Source organism: Allomuricauda sp. F6463D (assembly GCF_023015965.1).
Lineage (GTDB): Bacteria > Bacteroidota > Bacteroidia > Flavobacteriales > Flavobacteriaceae > Flagellimonas.
In genome coordinates this window covers 1877205-1893929 of the sequence record NZ_JALKAN010000001.1, presented here as the reverse complement: position 1 = coordinate 1893929, position 16725 = coordinate 1877205, and the positions used below count along the sequence as shown (strand labels likewise).

Sequence of the window (16725 nt, the reverse complement as noted above, 5' to 3'; positions counted from 1 at the left end):
TCAATTACGTTCTTCAATATACATTTGTCTAACTTTTTTGAAAAGCTCCGAAGAGTACACGAAATCTGTTACTGCTTTATTATCAGTTTTAAAAATTTCTTTGTTCGTGCCTTCCCACTCTTTTAATCCATTTTTGAGAAAGATTATTTTTTCTCCGATTTCCATTACACTGTTCATATCGTGCGTGTTGATTACAGTGGTTATATCATATTCTCGGGTAATTTCTTGGATTAGGTTGTCTATTAGGATGGCAGTTTTGGGGTCAAGTCCAGAGTTGGGTTCGTCACAAAACAGATATTTCGGATTCATAACAATAGCTCGCGCAATGGCAACCCTTTTTTGCATTCCCCCGGAAATTTCGGCAGGAAATCTTTTATGTGCATCCACAAGATTTACTCGTTTTAATACAAAATCAACGCGGTCTTGTTTTTCTGATTGGGACTGAGTGGTGAACATATCCAAAGGAAACATCACATTGCCCTCAACAGTCATGGAATCAAAAAGAGCACTTCCTTGAAACACCATGCCCATTTCTTGGCGTAGATTTCTTCGTTCTTTTGTGGAAAGTTTAGAGTAATATCGGTCATTGTAACAAATTTGTCCTTCATCGGGCTCAAATAGACCCAGTAAGCATTTCATAAAAACGGTCTTGCCGGATCCACTTTGTCCAATAATCAAGTTGGTCTTTCCTGTTTCAAAAATTGTTGAAATACCTTTTAGAACATGATTGTCCCCAAACGATTTATGTATGTTTTCTACCTCTATCATTAGCCTAATAACAATTGTGTTAAAACGTAATTCACAATAATAATAACAACACTAGTCCAAACAAAGGAAGTGGTACTGGCCTTGCCCACCTCAAGTGCGCCGCCAGTCATGTAAAACCCATGATAAGAGGGGACCGTTGCGATTACAAAAGCAAACACCACAGACTTTATCAAAGCATAGGTTACATGGTACGAATCAAAATCCATTTGCAACCCCTGAATAAAATCGCCACTCGGAGCAAAACCACCAAATACGGCTGCTACCCATCCTCCAAAAATACCGACAAACATGGAAATTGCAACCGCAAAAGGATAAAGCATGGTAGCAACGATTTTTGGAAATACCAAGTAATTCAAAGAGTTGATGCCCATTACTTCAAGAGCATCAATTTGTTCTGTAACCCGCATGGTTCCTATACTGGATGTGATATATGACCCAACTTTACCTGCCATGATTATAGAAGTGAAAGTTGGTGCAAATTCCAATATAACGGATTGCCTTGCGGCAAAGCCGATAAGACTTTTAGGCAATAGAGGGTTGGTTAGGTTAAGGGCTGTCTGAATGGTGACTACACCTCCAATAAAAAAGGAGATAAAAATAATGATACCCATGGCCCCATAGATGAGTTCATCAATTTCCTTAAAAATTAAGGTTTTCATGATGCGCCACTTTGTAGGTTTTTTAAATACTTCCCAAATCATGATGAAGTATTTTCCAATCGCTTCTAGGTATTTCATGCGTTTATGGACTTGAGTTGATAAAAATAAGAATATTGTACAGCATTTAACCTTCAGTTAAACTTATTATACAGGATAAATCAATAATTTTGCTTTTTTGATTAAAAAAACACCATGAAAACAACCAACCTTGTAGTTTCAATTTTAGCCTTATGTGTACTTAGTATTTCATACGGCCAACGCAAAAAAAAGAATCCTGTACAAATACAAAAAGAGACCATCTCCCAAACACCGAAGTTGGTCGTGGGTATTGTGGTAGACCAAATGCGGTATGATTATCTTACTCGTTTTTGGAACCAGTATGGAGAAGGAGGCTTTAAGCGAATGGTAAACGAAGGGTTTAATTGTAAAAATAATCACTATAACTATGCTCCAACCAGTACGGGGCCAGGTCACGCTTCTGTTTACACAGGCACTACCCCCGCAACGCATGGTATTATTGGCAACAATTGGTATGATAAAGCATTGGGAAAAGATGTGTATTGTGCAGGCGATGATAATTTTACATCTATAGGAACCACCTCAGATGCTGGGCAAATGTCTCCGAATAGAATGTTGACAACTACAATCACCGATCAATTACGTTTGCATACGCAAAAACGAGGAAAAGTAATCGGTGTTGCTTTAAAGGATAGAGGTGCTGTTCTACCCGCGGGTCACGCTGCCAATGCAGCTTATTGGTTTGAAGGTGGTGAGATGGGTAACTGGATTACCAGTTCCTACTATATGAACAAATTGCCACAATGGGTAACGGATTTTAATGCATCAAATGTAGTTGAATCCTATAAAAAAACCTGGAATACCCTCAAGCCTATTGAAACTTACGTAGAAAGTGGATTGGATATCAATAATTATGAAGGAATTCTAAAAGGCGCAGAAAACAATGCGTTTCCACACGATCTTCCAGCAATATGGGAAGAAAATATGGGATTTGATATTCTGAAAGCTACGCCATACGGAAACAGTATTACCACTGATTTTGCTTTGGCAGCTTTGGAAGGTGAAGATTTGGGTGCGGATACCATTACGGATTTCTTGGCCATCAGTTTTTCCAGTACGGATTATGTAGGCCATTTTTTTGGGGTAAATTCCAAAGAGGTGGAAGATACCTATATTCGTTTAGATCAAGATTTAGCACGAATTTTCACCGCTTTGGATGAAAAAGTTGGTAAAGGAGAATACACGGTTTTCTTAACAGCCGACCATGCTGCCGTTAATGTTCCCTCGTACTTGATGGACTCTAAGATTCCTGCTGGTTATTTGGATATAAAAGACATGGAAGCAAAGTTTGATGAGTTCCTACAGTACAAATATGGCACCACGGATGTGGTTAAAGATTTGAGCAATTATCAATTGTTTCTAGACCATAAAATCTTGACCAATTTAGATATCGACATTAAAGAAGCTCAAAAAGACATGGCTATGGAACTATTATCTTATGAAGGCATTGGTAGGGTTTATACTGGGTATCAAATGTGGGAAAACGAATATACTGAAGGAATCCCGTACATTTTACAGAATGGTTATAACCCCAAGCGTTCGGGAGATGTTCTTTTAGTGCCGAATACTGGCTATATTTCTTATAGCAGAACGGGTTCTACACATGGTTCTGCTCAAATTTACGATACGCATGTACCTTTATTACTTTTTGGAAAGGGAATTAAGCAAGGAAGCACTGTGAACAGAACAGAAATCCCTGATATTGCTCCCACCATAGCTTCGTTGTTGGGTATTGCTTTTCCTAATGGAACAACTGGGGAGCCGATAGGAGAAGTTTTGGAGTTTAAATCAATTACTGTAGATTAATAGAATAGCGCATCTATTTATTTATAATCAGTTTCTTGACAATCCTATTTCCAGTATCCAAATCGTGGTATATTAAAAAGTAGATTCCGTTGGATAAGTGTGATACCTGCAAAGTAGACCGATTTTGTTCGCTGTACACGAGTCTTTTGTTTGCATCAAAGATTTCAATTTTGAAGTCATTGTTGTCGTCTTTTTCGATGTACAAGTTTTGACTGGCAGGATTAGGATAAATAATAAAGTCACTTTTGTTTTTTAGCTCAGGCTCAGGCTCAGGCTCAGGCTCAGGCTCAGGCTCAGGCTCAGGCTCAGGCTCAGGATTGGTATTTGGTTCTGATGGGGATGTAATTTCTATGTTTCCATCACAATTTTCATCTATCTGATTATCTAAGGTTTCTTCCGCATCGGGATTTATATCTGGGTCAGAGTCATCGCAATCATTGGCATTGTTGAATCCATCTTGGTCAAGGTCATCGTCCAGAGTTACAGGGTTGCAGTCGTCGTCAATGCCGTTGTAGGGAATCTCATTCGCATCGGGATTTATATCCGGGTCGGAATCATCGCAATCATTTGCATTGTTGAACCCGTCTTGGTCAAGGTCATCGTCCAGCGTGTTGGGGTCGCAGTCGTCGTCTATGCCGTTGTAGGGAATTTCCTGTGCATCGGGATTGATGTTGGCATTGGTATCATCACAATCATTGGCTTGGTTGAACCCATCTTGGTCAAGGTCATCGTCCAGAGTTACAGGGTTGCAGTCATCATCAATGCCGTTGTATGGAACCTCCTCCACATCGGGGTTAATATTGGGATTTGAGTCATCACAATCATTGGCATTGTTGTATCCATCTTGGTCTAGGTCATCGTCCAAAGTTGCAGGATCGCAATCATCATCAATGCCGTTGTATGGAACCTCCTCCACATCGGGGTTAATATTGGGATTTGAGTCATCACAGTCATTGGCTTGGTTGAACCCATCTTGGTCAAGGTCATCGTTCAGAGTTACAGGGTTGCAGTCATCGTCTATTCCGTTGTATGGAATCTCCTCCACATCGGGGTTGATGTTTGGGTCGGAGTCATCGCAATCATTGGCATTGTTGTATCCATCTTGGTCTAGGTCATCGTCCAAAGTTGCAGGATCGCAATCATCATCGATACCGTTGTATGGAATCTCTTCCTGATTTGGGTTGATATTTGGGTCGGAGTCATCACAATCATTGGCTTGGTTGAACCCATCTTGGTCAAGGTCATCATCCAGAGTATTTGAATCGCAATCATCGTCAATACCGTTATAGGGAATCTCCTCCGCATCGGGGTTTATATCCGGGTCGGTGTCATCACAATCATTGGCTTGATTGAATCCATCTTGGTCAAGGTCATCGTCCAGAGTTATAGGGTTGCAGTCATCATCAATGCCATTGTAGGGAATCTCGTCTGCATCGGGGTTGATGTTGGCATTGGAATCATCACAATCATTGGCATTGTTGAATCCATCTTGGTCTAGGTCATTGTCTAGAGTTACAGGGGCGCAGTCATCATCGATGCCATTGTAGGGAATCTCCTCCGCACCTGGGTTGATATTTGGGTCGGAGTCATCGCAATCATCCGCATTGTTGTATCCATCTTGGTCTAGGTCATCGTCCACAGTTGCAGGATCGCAATCATCATCGATACCGTTGTAGGGTATCTCCTCTGCACCGAGGTTGATATTTGGGTCGGTGTCATCGCAATCATTGGCTTGGTTGAATCCGTCCCCGTCCAAATCATCATCTGGAGTTTCAGCATCGCAGTCATCATCGATGCCGTTGTATGGAATTTCCTCCGCATCGGGGTTTATATCCGGGTCGGAGTCATCACAATCATTGGCTTGGTTGAATCCATCTTGGTCAAGGTCATCATCCAGAGTTGCAGGGTTGCAGTCATCGTCTATTCCGTTGTATGGAACCTCGTCTGCATTTGGATTAACGTCAGCATTAAAATCATCACAATCGATATCGGACATCGTTCCATCTTCATCAAAATCGGTGATGCCTATGCCATAATGAAGGCTTAAGAATTGATTAAGAGATATGGCACATGACTCGGCAAATTGTTCTCTAACCACTTCCCCGCCATTTATTCGAATGTTTTGGTCGCATTCGATTTGAAATGCATCAAAGTTATTATTGAAATGCGCTCCATGATAATATACATTGTATCCGCCGTTATAATAAGGGTCGTTAAAGTCTGGATAAGGATCTGCTGGGCTAGGTACTGCCGGATAACCTTTATCGTGGATGAGTGCGCCAAAGCTGAAAGGACCTCTTACCAGTTCTGAATGGGTAAGATTCAAAACATTATCGTTGACCAAGTTTTTAGTGCTATTTCTATTGATGTGGAACTGTTTGTTCAGTTCTTCATCTGTTGTGTTAAGGTCATTGTGTGTGAGAATATAACCTAGTTCTATACGTTTGATAGCATGGCCGTGCCCATGAAGGTCCATGAGAAGTCCTCTCCCAAAATTTTGAACAATCTTTGTTTTTGCATCTTCTATAAAATTCTGATAGTTTGTCCAAGCTTCTTCGCCAATAGGGTCGCCATCGGCACCATCTTCGATGGAACGGTTGGCGTCCAACTTACTTCTGTCCAGAAGATTGATGATGACATGGGGGTAGTGTCCTGTTAGCTCAAAAAAATATTGTGTAACACTTCTTCCAATTTCTTGGGTAAATGAGTCTCGCTTGTAAGAGCAACCATCACAGTCCCTGTCTGTAATATCATCTGGCACTTCGTATCCACCATGCGGTACCGATATAATCAATGGATAGTTTCCGGCAATATATTCAATATACTCCGTGTCGTCATAATAGCTTTGCCCCGGTATTTGAGCCATTAGCAAACTTCCCCATAGCAAGGAAATAACAAAGCAAAACAGGGTAAAGTGGATATTGGCACAAGGTTTCATATTCGTACTTGTGTTATAAATCCTTGTCGATGTTGAGATTTACATCTAGGGGATTTGTTTACATATAGTTATGTGGCTATGCTAGTGCTTATTTTTTATTAAAGGTATCGATAGGTAAGTATAGAACAGGGGGAAATTGATGGATGCCCTGTTTCAATTGACGAAAAACCAATTGGTTGTGCAGGTGTAGTTTTACTGTGTATTCACTGTAAGTTTATTCCTTTTTATTGATAAATAATAGCGTGTTAAAAACTTACAAATCAATATTTTGAATGAAATATCTAAATTTTTGACCAAATCCCTTTCCAGCGGTAATTTCTTATAAATCTCCCTTCTTGCTTGGAAACATATTTAGGTTTTTTGTCAATAAAGGCTTTAAGGTAACCAGATATTGCTTGAAAGTATAACCTCAAACTTTTTGCTTGCCATGCCATTTTTAGAGCAGCTATTTTTGTGAGTACAATGCCATAGCGCATTCTGTAAAGCGCCTCACCTTTAGTTTGATAATTTTTATAACTGTATCCATGACCGGTAGGGCGAAGATGCTTTACGTGAAGTTGGGGAAGCGTGAGCGTTTCAAAATCATGGTATTTGGCCAAAAGGGTGTCTACGGTATCCCAGCCTACACCAGGACGCAAGCCCTCAATTTTATTAAAGCAGGCTTTGTGGTATAATTTTACAGGTCCTCGGATATGGGATTTGTCTGCAATGCTTTCATATACCCAATCGTTCCCTTTTTTTATATAAAGCAACCCTGAGCACATACCGAGTTTCCAATTGGCCTGAAATTGATTTATGATAAGTTCAAAATAATTATGTGGCAATATGATATCGGCATCGAACTTGCCGATGAGGTCGTATTCGGAAGTATGCTCCAGGCCGAAATTAAAAGTATCCACCACTTTTTTTCCGGGGATATGCTCATCAACTGAATTGCGTTTTAGGACTCTTATCCAATCATACTTTTGAGCGTAGCTTTGTGCAATTCTAAAAGTATCATCAGAAGAGTTGTCATCGACCACAATTACCTCATTCGGTAAATAGGTTTGTGTCACAAAAGAATCCAAGCAATCTTTTAAAAAAGCTGCTTCATTGTGAGCAGGAACAACGATACTTATTTGCATATGCTAATATTTCAAAAATCGAAATTCTTCTCCCAAATTAATGTTGGGTCCTTTCGGCGTAAACAATATAATACCGATTTGTAAAATATCTGAGTATAGGCCGAACACCAATTTTTTTGGTAGGATTTGTCCATTTGGCCGAGTCTACAATGGTCCAGCCTGCTTTCTCCAAAAGCCAATCAAATTGCCAATCTTCGAACTCGTGATAATGTCGGTCCCAAGGGTCGGTCTTGCTGCGATAAGCGGGGGCAAACCATAACCGCAAAGGTATGCTTGCCACTAATTTTTTGGACTTAATTTCTTTCAACACATTAAAAGGTGCAACCAAATGTTCAAATATTTCAAATGCAGTTACTACATCTGCATCTGATTGAGCAGCCTTTTGAAAATCAATATCTAAATCTTCGCCATCAGTATTTGCTACCGTATATTCGTTGGACTTTAATATTTCAGAAAATGGATTTTGTACACCTAAATCTAAGATGGATTCTGATGTATTTATATGTTTCTGAAGGAACGCCAAGGTATGTCTATAGCGTTTGTTGGGAAAGTTGTTTTCGTACATGGGCTAAAATTCCTAAAAACTTATTACAAATCCCAACGAAGTTTTCATGTTATTTATTTATAGGGTGTTCAATAGCGATATACCATGGCATTAATGTTCATTCCAGCGCCAACACTGGCGAACATAACAACATCTCCTTTGTTTACTTCATGATTAGCAAGATTTCCTTTAATTACCATGTCGTAAAGTGTGGGAACTGTTGCTACGGAACTGTTGCCTAGGTCTTGAATGCTCATTGGCATTATATCCTTAGGCATCGTTTTGCCATATATTTTATAAAACCTTTTGATGATGGCATCATCCATTTTTTCGTTGGCCTGATGGATAAAAATTTTCTTGACTTCATCTATACTTACCCCACTCTCATCCAAACAACTGGCCATGGCTTTGGGTACATTAATGCAAGCAAATTCATATATTTTTCTCCCTTGCATTTTAATATAGCGTGTGTCATTGCTGGTAGGGCTATTGGACTTATCAAAATATAGGTAATATGCCTCTTCATTTGCATAGGTAAGGGATGCGTGGGATAAAATTTCCCCACTGGATGTATCTGCTTCTAGTATAGTGGCTCCTGCTCCATCAGAAAAAATCATACTGTCCCTGTCGTGTTGGTCTACTACTCTGGAAAGTGTTTCCCCTCCGATGACCAAACATTTTTTTGCCATACCACTTTTAATGAATGCAGTAGCTTGAATCATGCCCTCAATCCAACCAGGGCAGCCAAAAATAAGATCATAGGCTACACATTTTGGATTTTTGATACGTAACAAATGTTTAACTCTGGTAGCAAGGCTTGGTAATGTATCTCCTTGGATTTTACCAGGGGTAAGGTCCCCGAAATTATGGGCAAAGATGATGTAATCCAGTTCTTCCTTATCGATTCCAGCATTTGCAATGGCCTCTTCAGCTGCTAAAAAACCCAAATCCGATGTTTTTAAATCTGGTTTTGCGTACCTGCGGTTGGCTATTCCGGTTATGGCTTCGAATTTTTCAATGATTATATTGTTTTTTTGTTCGAAAGGAGTTCCATCGGTTTCCATAAACTTATGATTCAAAAAATCTTCGTTTTTGGTAACTATGGATGGAATATGACTTCCTGTGCCTGTAATGCCAATTTTCATTTTGTGTGGAGGTTTTTAATTACACCAATTTAAAACATGCAATTAACAATGCTATGCATGCATAATAAATCTTACAATGTCCAAATGATTGCATAATTGCTTTATTATACGAAAAAAGCCTTGATTAAACTTAAGTTTCAAGGCCTTTTAATAGTATTCATAATGGTTTTTACGCTTCTATATAATCTTCAATAGGGGCGCAAGCACACATTAAATTACGATCCCCAAATGCTTCGTCTGTTCTACGAATACTTGGCCAAAACTTGTTCTCGGCCACGTATGGCAATGGAAAAGCAGCTTTTTCCCTACTGTATGGATAGCTCCAAGTGTCACTTGTAAGCATTTCTAAGGTGTGCGGTGCATTTTTGAGTACATTATCCATATCGCTGGAGGCAACTTCATCTATTTCAGCTCTAATGGATAACAAGGCATCACAGAACCTGTTAAGTTCAGCCAGGCTTTCACTTTCCGTTGGCTCGATCATCAACGTTCCAGCAACTGGAAATGATACAGTAGGTGCGTGGAATCCATAATCTATAAGGCGCTTGGCAATATCGGTAACCTCAACCCCATTCGATTTAAAAGGCCTGCAGTCAATAATCATTTCGTGTGCCGCACGTCCACGTTCTCCGGAGTAAAGCACATCAAATTTACCTTTTAAACGGTCTTTAATGTAGTTGGCATTTAAAATTGCAGCTTCCGTAGCTTTCGTAAGTCCTTCGGCACCTAACATTTTTATATAGCCATAAGAAATTAAGCACACCAACGAACTACCCCATGGTGCACCAGAAATCGCTGTAATAGCTTTATTTCCACCAGTGGTAATTACAGGATTAGAAGGCAAAAAAGGTTTTAATTGTTCTGCAACACAAATTGGTCCCACTCCAGGGCCTCCGCCTCCATGAGGGATTGCGAATGTTTTGTGTAGGTTGAGATGGCATACGTCAGCCCCGATAGTAGCGGGATTGGTTAATCCTACCTGTGCGTTCATATTGGCGCCATCCATGTAAACCTGTCCACCATTATCGTGAATTAGTTTTGTGATTTGTTTTATGGATGACTCAAAAACGCCATGGGTTGAAGGATAGGTGACCATTAATGCGGCTAAGTTTTCCGCATGCTGTTCCGCCTTTTCCACCAAATCGTCCATATCGATGTTTCCTTTGTCATCAGTTTTGGTGACCACTACTTTCATGCCTGCCATTACTGCCGACGCCGGGTTTGTTCCATGTGCCGATGCAGGAATGAGGCATATGTTTCGGTGACTTTCGCCTCTCGATTCGTGATAAGCTCGGATAACCATTAATCCGGCATATTCTCCTTGAGCTCCTGAATTTGGCTGCAGTGATGTTGCTGAAAATCCTGTAATTACATTTAACTGTTCTTCCAGAGATTTTAACATTTCCTGGTATCCTTCGGCCTGATTTATTGGTGCAAATGGATGCAGGTTGCCCCATTCTGGCCAACTTAATGGCAGCATTTCCGAAGCTGCATTCAATTTCATGGTACAGCTGCCTAAAGAGATCATGGAGTGGTTCAATGCTAAATCTTTGCGCTCCAATTTTTTAATATAACGCATCAATTCTGTTTCAGAGTGATAGGAATTGAATACTTGGTGCTCCATAAAAGGAGTTCGTCTTTGTAGATTTGATGGAATGGCTTCACCTAAATCTATTTCTTCCAAAGATTTTTCTTTTAGGTCTTGTGACTCCAAAAAGCATGAAACCAAAGTATTTAAGTCATCTTCGGAAACGGCTTCGTTCAAGGAGATGGAAACCGTTGAATCATCGACATAATATAAGTTGATGCCCTTGTTCTCTGTTGCCTCTTTTAGTCGCTCTAAATCTTTGGCTTTTATCTGAATAGTGTCAAAATAAGCGCTGTTCAGTTGTTCAAATCCGTAAGCTTCTAAGGTTTTGGCTAATTTTTTAGTATTATCATGAACTTTTCCGGCGATGAATTTCAAACCTTCTGGTCCGTGATATACTGCGTACATTCCAGCCATGACGGCCAAAAGCACCTGAGCGGTACAGATGTTGGAAGTTGCCTTGTCCCTTTTAATGTGCTGTTCCCTAGTCTGTAGAGCCATACGCAGAGCGGGGTTGCCATCGGTGTCTTTTGTAATTCCGATTATTCTTCCGGGAATGTTTCTTTTATAGGCTTCTTTGGTTGCGAAAAATGCAGCATGTGGCCCACCATAACCCAGTGGAATCCCAAATCGTTGTGTGGTTCCAACCACTGCATCCACACCCCATTCTCCTGGAGGGGTGAGCATCGCTAAACTCAAAATATCTGCAGCAACGGCAACTTTAATATCGTTTTCCTTGGCTTTTTCAACAAAGGAGGCATAGTCGTTTACTTGCCCATGTTTACCAGGGTATTGCAACAACGCGCCATAATAACCTTCGGAAAAATCGAAGGTTTCGTGATTACCCACCACTAACGCTATACCTAAAGGTAAAGCTCGTGTTTGGAGCAAACTCATGGTTTGGGGGAGTATTTCTTCGGAAACAAAGAATTTTACAGTGCCATCCTTTTTTTGTTGGCGGCTACGAAGTTCAAACAGCATGCTCATGGCTTCCGCGGCAGCTGTGCTTTCGTCCAAAAGTGATGCGTTGGCAATCTCCATTCCAGTAAGATCACTGATCACGGTCTGGAAGTTTAAGAGAGCTTCTAGTCTACCTTGGGCAATCTCAGCTTGGTATGGTGTGTAGGCCGTGTACCATCCTGGGTTTTCCAAGATGTTTCGTTTTATAACGGAAGGTGTCAGCGACTCATGGTAGCCTAGACCAATATAGCTTTTGAAAACTTTATTTTTCTTGGCCAGTTCGCTCAAGTGGCTTAAGAACTGGTGCTCACTGATTCCTTTAGGAAGATCTAAAGGTGTTCCTAATTTAATGTCATCTGGAATTGTCTCATAAATGAGCTGTTCCATACTTTTTACCCCAATGGTTTCGAGCATGCGGGGCAAGTCTCTCTCTGTAATGCCTATGTGTCTGGCAGCAAAAACTTCTGTGTTCATGTCCTATCCAATAAAGTGAACAAAATTAGGGATTTATTCGATGAAAATGGTCAATTTTGATAGTCTCGAGAGCAAAGTTGTTAACCACTGGTTAACCTTTAAAAAACATGATAAGGTTTCAGCTTGATGGCAATGTTAAAAAAAATTTTAAATTTTTATCTGGACGCCAGTATACATGTGGCTGTATCGGTAATTTCCATGGCCGGGGTCACTTTTCATCTATTGGGAAGTTCGTCGGACATCAATCTTTTGGGATTTATTTTTTTTAGTGTAATTGTTTGCTACAATTTTATCAAGTATGGCGTGGAAGCTTATAAATATCTGATTGTTTCAAATTCTTATCACAAAATCATTCAAGCTTTTAGTTTTGCTTCCTTTGTTTGCGCTATTTATTTTTTACTACAATTAGATAGAAATATTTTGGTGGCAACCATTGTACTTGGGTTGCTTACGGCACTTTATGCAATACCATTGATGCCGAGAGCCAAAAACCTAAGAAGCTTGGCAGGACTAAAGATTTATATAGTTGCCTTTGTGTGGGCAGGTTTTACAGTTTTGTTGCCGGTTCTTGACGCAAAAATGTCTTTGGATTGGGATTTTTTCGTAACATTTATTCAAAGAATGTTATTGGTCTTGGTGCTAATCTTGCCTTTTGAAATAAGGGACATGCAATGGGATGATAAATCATTGAGAACCTTACCGCAAATACTGGGCGTTAAAAACACAAGACGATTGGGAGTAGGACTTACCCTAGGTTTCTTTTTACTAACTTTTTTAAAAGATCAGCTTTATTCAATTGAGATTGTGTTTCGATTGGTGTTGGCAATAGTGCTCATCTTGGTACTTATAGGTGGCAAGCGCACGCATTCAAAGTATTTTGTAGTCTTCTGGGTTGAGGCAATTCCGATTTTCTGGTTTTGTATGTTCTGGTGGGCCGAACGTTATTTTTGAAGCTCTTTGTCTTTAAGGTCTCTTTCCATTTTTTTCTTGTCATCCTCGGAAAGCATGGTCAGCCCTGCACGATCGCATAAAGAGGTGAGTTCGGTATTCGTTTTGGAATAACCTTTACATACCTTACAAAATAATATGTGAACACGTAGTTTTACAATATCCCAAAAACCTGCTTCCTTGTACTGGGATTTGTCACAAATATTCGCTGCTTCTTTACATGAAATCTTCATATCTAAAACCAATTATCATTTAAACAACCCATAAGTGTCACTCTGGCCCTATGAATCATTACCCATAGGTTGGACGGATTTATGCTCAGTTCATTACAAACATCTTCGGTGCTCATACCTTGAATTGTTTTCAGTTTAAAAACCAAGGCCTGTTTTTGTGGTAGTTTGGTAATACAGTCTTGAATGGCCAATCCCAATTCTTCATTTTCAAGAACATAGTCCCCGTCTTTGCTAAAAGGGTCGGCCACTTGCTCTTCTAGCCAATCTCCTTCGGAATCAGGGTCGGACTTGTAGTTCATCCGAACTTCTGCTTTGCCCTTTTTAGAGTTTATTTTTCTATAATGATCAACTACTTTTCTTTTTAAGATGGATATTAACCAAGTGCGCTCGGCTGCATCACCTTTGTAGTTCTTAGCTGAGTTAAGACCTGCGAAAAAAGTTTCCTGGACCAAGTCCTTTGCTATTTCGGCGTCGCTTACACGAGAAACTGCATAGTTGAACAAGTAATCCGCATAATGGCTTACCCAATTGTCTGGTTGTAGTTTATGTTTGCCCATATTTCTATCGTGTTTCCAAAAGTAATGGTTTTGGACATATAAATCGATGGTCTGAAACGACTTCGACGTATTATGGATTCAGTACTGACAAAGGAACTGGAGTTTAACACAGATTTTTGAATTGGGAAATTTTAAAATAGAACCCTCAATTGTTAGCTTTTTGCCTTTTATGCTCTCTGTTGATGTATACGTTGTGTACTTTAATGAATACGGGGTGCTATGTAAGTTGCGATAAGATTTCTTTAATATCATTCGCTTTTAAGGGCTTTACCAGATAATCAGATATAGCATTAATTCTTTTTGCTTTTTTGATGTCCTTCGGGTCTATGGAAGAGGAAACCAGATATACTTTTATTGTTTTTTTTAGTTTAGGAAGCAAGTCAACAAATTCTTCCATAAACTGAAAACCATCCATTACCGGCATATTAATATCTAAGAAGATAATATCTGGGAGTGCATCCGGTGTATTTTGATTAGCTATAATATGTTCTAGTGCTTCGGCTCCATCACTAAAAGTACTTGTAGACCCTATTTCCGGAACATTTTTCAGGGTTACCCCCATAGTGAATTGATAAATATCATCATCATCAATAATAAAGACATTGATAGGTTCCATAATCATTATTGATTTAGATTTATAAAAAAAGAAGTGCCTACTCCAGGTTCGCTTTCTGCCCAAATTTTTCCACCCATGGCATCTATTTGCGCTTTTGTTAAAAACAGTCCAACTCCTTTGGCGTCCTTATTTCTATGGAAAACTTTACTGAATCCAAAAAGTTTATGTCCGTTTTTCTTTAGATCTATTCCTAGTCCATTATCCTTGAATTCAAGTTGTGTTTTGCCTTCGATGTCCTTAGATTTAATCAAAATCTCCGGTATTCTGTCTTCAGCTTTATATTTAAGGGAATTGCTGATTAGATTAAGAAAAATACTCTCCAAATAAATCTTATTGTACATTACTTTAGGTGATTCGGTGAAGTCATATTTTATAATTGCTTTGGTTTTCAATATTTCAGCAGCAAGCATTTCCTTTGTTCTTTGTAAAGTGCCTTCAAAAAAGGTTTCTTCTAGGGATAGCGGTGTTTTGTTTTTGATTACCAAAGATTCCACCAAGGTGTCCAATGTCCATGTTAAATGGTTGGTGACGGACTCTATTTTTTCAATGAGAGATTCTTTTATGTTAGGATCCTCTTCTGTTTTATAAATTGTTAGTAAAGCATTCAAGTTACTTACGGGAGATCTCAGGTTATGTGACGTAATATGATTGAATTCTTCCAGTTGTTTGTTTTGGGCCTTGAGCAGTCTTGCCGACTCCTTAAGGCTTTTGTTGGTTTCCAAAATGCGATGGGCCGATTGTTTTTGTTCCGTGATATCTCTGATTGCAATGGAAACAAGGAGTCGTTCGGACGTTTCAAGAGGACTAAGGGTGATTTGAACGGGTATTTGAAAACCCGTTTTGTTGTGCACGAAAAAATCGAGATTAGTTGGAAGTCCAGTATGTTTCGGGTCTTTAAAAAATTCGATAGCATAGTATTCCATAGTGTCCCAGAGTCGATTTGGAACGAGAGAGGATACATGTTGGTTTATAAGTTCTGCAGATTTATAACCGAACATTTTTTCCGCTTGTTCATTAATCAACTGGATAGACCCTTCTTGATCAATGATTACCATGGTGTCCGGTGCGGAATTTAAAAGCCCCCTAAACTTGATTTCGGACATTCGCTGTTCTGTTATGTCCTGGGTTGTTCCCACTATTTTTACCACGTTCCCTGCATTGTTAGTAATGACTTCCCCGTAAAGCTCAACTGTTCGCACCGTACCATCTTTATAAACAACCCGATGCATGAACTTTCTGAATTTTTTTTCAGCAATAAATTCCTCTGCATGGGCGCGGAACATATCCCTGTCATCGGGATGTAGGGCAGCTACTACATTCTCGAAACCAAGCGGAGTTCCTATTTCCATATTAAAGATTCGGTACATGTTATCGGACCACGAAAGATGGTCGTTCACCACATCCCATTCCCAGTAGCCTATTTTTGCCAATTCCTCCGCGAATGTCAACTGTTGGTTTTTTTTCACTAGTTCTTGTTCTCTAGTGATCTGTTCAGAAATATCCTGACAAGTGCCCAGTATTTCCAATGCTTTTTCGCTGGTTTTTTTTACAACACCAGTAGATTTAATGGTTTTTATGGATTGATCATTTAATTGAATGCGATAGATAAGATCTTCATATATTTCAGTTTCAATTGCCTTGTGTATTTTTTTTTCTACAAAAAGCCTATCATCTTTGTGTATGTAGTTCAAATATGTTTCATAGGACACGGTCTCTTTTTTTGGATGGCCATAGATTTCATAAAGGCTATCAGACCATATTACTTCCCCAGTATTGGCATTCCATTTCCAATGGCCTATTTTGGATATTTTTTCGGCAAAACTTAGTAATTGATTCTTTCTGGCAAGTTCAAATCGAGTTTTTTTACGTTCGGTAATATCTTGAAGTATACCAAAAATCGTTACACAACTACCGTTTTCAAATTTAGGATGTCCTATGTTTCGGACAAAGCGTTGATTACCATTTGCCGTGATCATCTCCATGTCCAAATCAAATGGTTTGGCTTTAGTTAGAGCTTCATGCAATGCCTTCTTGGCATTCTCTCTGCATTGACCTTCCTTAAAAAAAAACTCAATATTATCAAGTTTTGGAACAAACTCCTCTGAAACTTCCGTAATTTCTTTGGTAATCTCGCTCCAGTAAATTTCATGGGAGATTGCATCTAGTTCATATAATCCGATTCGTGCAATTTTAGCTGTATTTTCAAACAATTCCCTAGTTCCGTTCTGATCTAAATTCTTCATACTAGCTATAGGATTTTGCAATAAAAGGAAGTTTGCAATTTAAA

13 protein-coding genes are annotated in these 16725 nt (G+C 39.4%); 2 read left to right on the top strand and 11 right to left on the bottom strand.

The genetic code is table 11. From position 1 onward, the window contains the following. Together MWU56_RS08440 and MWU56_RS08435 are read right to left on the bottom strand one after the other, a co-directional pair. Positions 1 to 768, bottom strand: a complete 768-nt coding sequence (locus tag MWU56_RS08440) for an ABC transporter ATP-binding protein (protein WP_247043633.1) — start codon at positions 766 to 768, stop codon at positions 1 to 3. Continuing rightward, the gene (locus MWU56_RS08435) at positions 768 to 1505 is read right to left on the bottom strand and encodes an MlaE family ABC transporter permease (RefSeq protein WP_247043632.1); all 738 of its coding nucleotides are present in this window, start codon (positions 1503 to 1505) and stop codon (positions 768 to 770) included. Before MWU56_RS08435 ends, MWU56_RS08440 begins: the two co-directional genes overlap by 1 nt. 114 nt (positions 1506 to 1619) lie before the next feature. Between MWU56_RS08435 and pafA the strand changes: the two genes are divergently transcribed. Then, positions 1620 to 3311, top strand: coding sequence for an alkaline phosphatase PafA (gene pafA, locus MWU56_RS08430; RefSeq protein WP_247043630.1), 1692 nt, complete (start codon positions 1620 to 1622; stop codon positions 3309 to 3311). Positions 3312 to 3324: 13 nt separating this feature from the next. Here pafA and MWU56_RS08425 read toward each other — a convergent pair whose 3' ends face one another. From MWU56_RS08425 to gcvP, 5 genes are all read right to left on the bottom strand, one after another. After that, positions 3325 to 6249, bottom strand: a complete 2925-nt coding sequence (locus MWU56_RS08425; RefSeq protein ID WP_247043629.1) for a T9SS type A sorting domain-containing protein — start codon at positions 6247 to 6249, stop codon at positions 3325 to 3327. A 281-nt stretch (positions 6250 to 6530) separates the two neighbouring features. Next, on the bottom strand, positions 6531 to 7373 hold the full coding sequence (locus MWU56_RS08420) for a glycosyltransferase family 2 protein (RefSeq protein WP_247043628.1): 843 nt from the start codon (positions 7371 to 7373) through the stop codon (positions 6531 to 6533). 37 nt (positions 7374 to 7410) lie between these two features. Next, the gene (locus tag MWU56_RS08415) at positions 7411 to 7938 is read right to left on the bottom strand and encodes a class I SAM-dependent methyltransferase (RefSeq protein ID WP_247043627.1); all 528 of its coding nucleotides are present in this window, start codon (positions 7936 to 7938) and stop codon (positions 7411 to 7413) included. Between the two features lie 68 nt (positions 7939 to 8006). Continuing rightward, a complete protein-coding gene (locus MWU56_RS08410; RefSeq protein ID WP_247043626.1) occupies positions 8007 to 9062 on the bottom strand; it encodes a 3-oxoacyl-ACP synthase III family protein in 1056 nt (351 codons plus the stop codon). A gap of 169 nt (positions 9063 to 9231) precedes the next feature. Beyond that, on the bottom strand, positions 9232 to 12084 hold the full coding sequence (gene gcvP, locus MWU56_RS08405) for an aminomethyl-transferring glycine dehydrogenase (RefSeq protein ID WP_247043625.1): 2853 nt from the start codon (positions 12082 to 12084) through the stop codon (positions 9232 to 9234). Between the two features lie 132 nt (positions 12085 to 12216). Here gcvP and MWU56_RS08400 point away from each other — a divergent pair, with 132 nt between their 5' ends. Continuing rightward, on the top strand, positions 12217 to 13035 hold the full coding sequence (locus MWU56_RS08400) for a hypothetical protein (RefSeq protein WP_247043624.1): 819 nt from the start codon (positions 12217 to 12219) through the stop codon (positions 13033 to 13035). Here MWU56_RS08400 and MWU56_RS08395 read toward each other — a convergent pair. The 4 genes from MWU56_RS08395 to MWU56_RS08380 all read right to left on the bottom strand — a co-directional run bounded on the left by MWU56_RS08395 (position 13026) and on the right by MWU56_RS08380 (position 16681). Next, the gene (locus tag MWU56_RS08395) at positions 13026 to 13265 is read right to left on the bottom strand and encodes a hypothetical protein (RefSeq protein WP_247043623.1); all 240 of its coding nucleotides are present in this window, start codon (positions 13263 to 13265) and stop codon (positions 13026 to 13028) included. The genes MWU56_RS08400 and MWU56_RS08395 overlap by 10 nt on opposite strands. A gap of 2 nt (positions 13266 to 13267) precedes the next feature. Next, positions 13268 to 13822: a sigma-70 family RNA polymerase sigma factor gene (locus MWU56_RS08390; protein WP_247043621.1), complete on the bottom strand. Its 555-nt coding sequence runs from the start codon at positions 13820 to 13822 to the stop codon at positions 13268 to 13270. Between the two features lie 217 nt (positions 13823 to 14039). Then, positions 14040 to 14438, bottom strand: coding sequence for a response regulator (locus MWU56_RS08385; RefSeq protein WP_262917788.1), 399 nt, complete (start codon positions 14436 to 14438; stop codon positions 14040 to 14042). A 5-nt stretch (positions 14439 to 14443) separates the two neighbouring features. Then, complete coding sequence (locus tag MWU56_RS08380; RefSeq protein ID WP_247043619.1) at positions 14444 to 16681, bottom strand: PAS domain-containing sensor histidine kinase; 2238 nt, start codon at positions 16679 to 16681, stop codon at positions 14444 to 14446. Between the last annotated feature and the right edge of the window lie 44 nt (positions 16682 to 16725).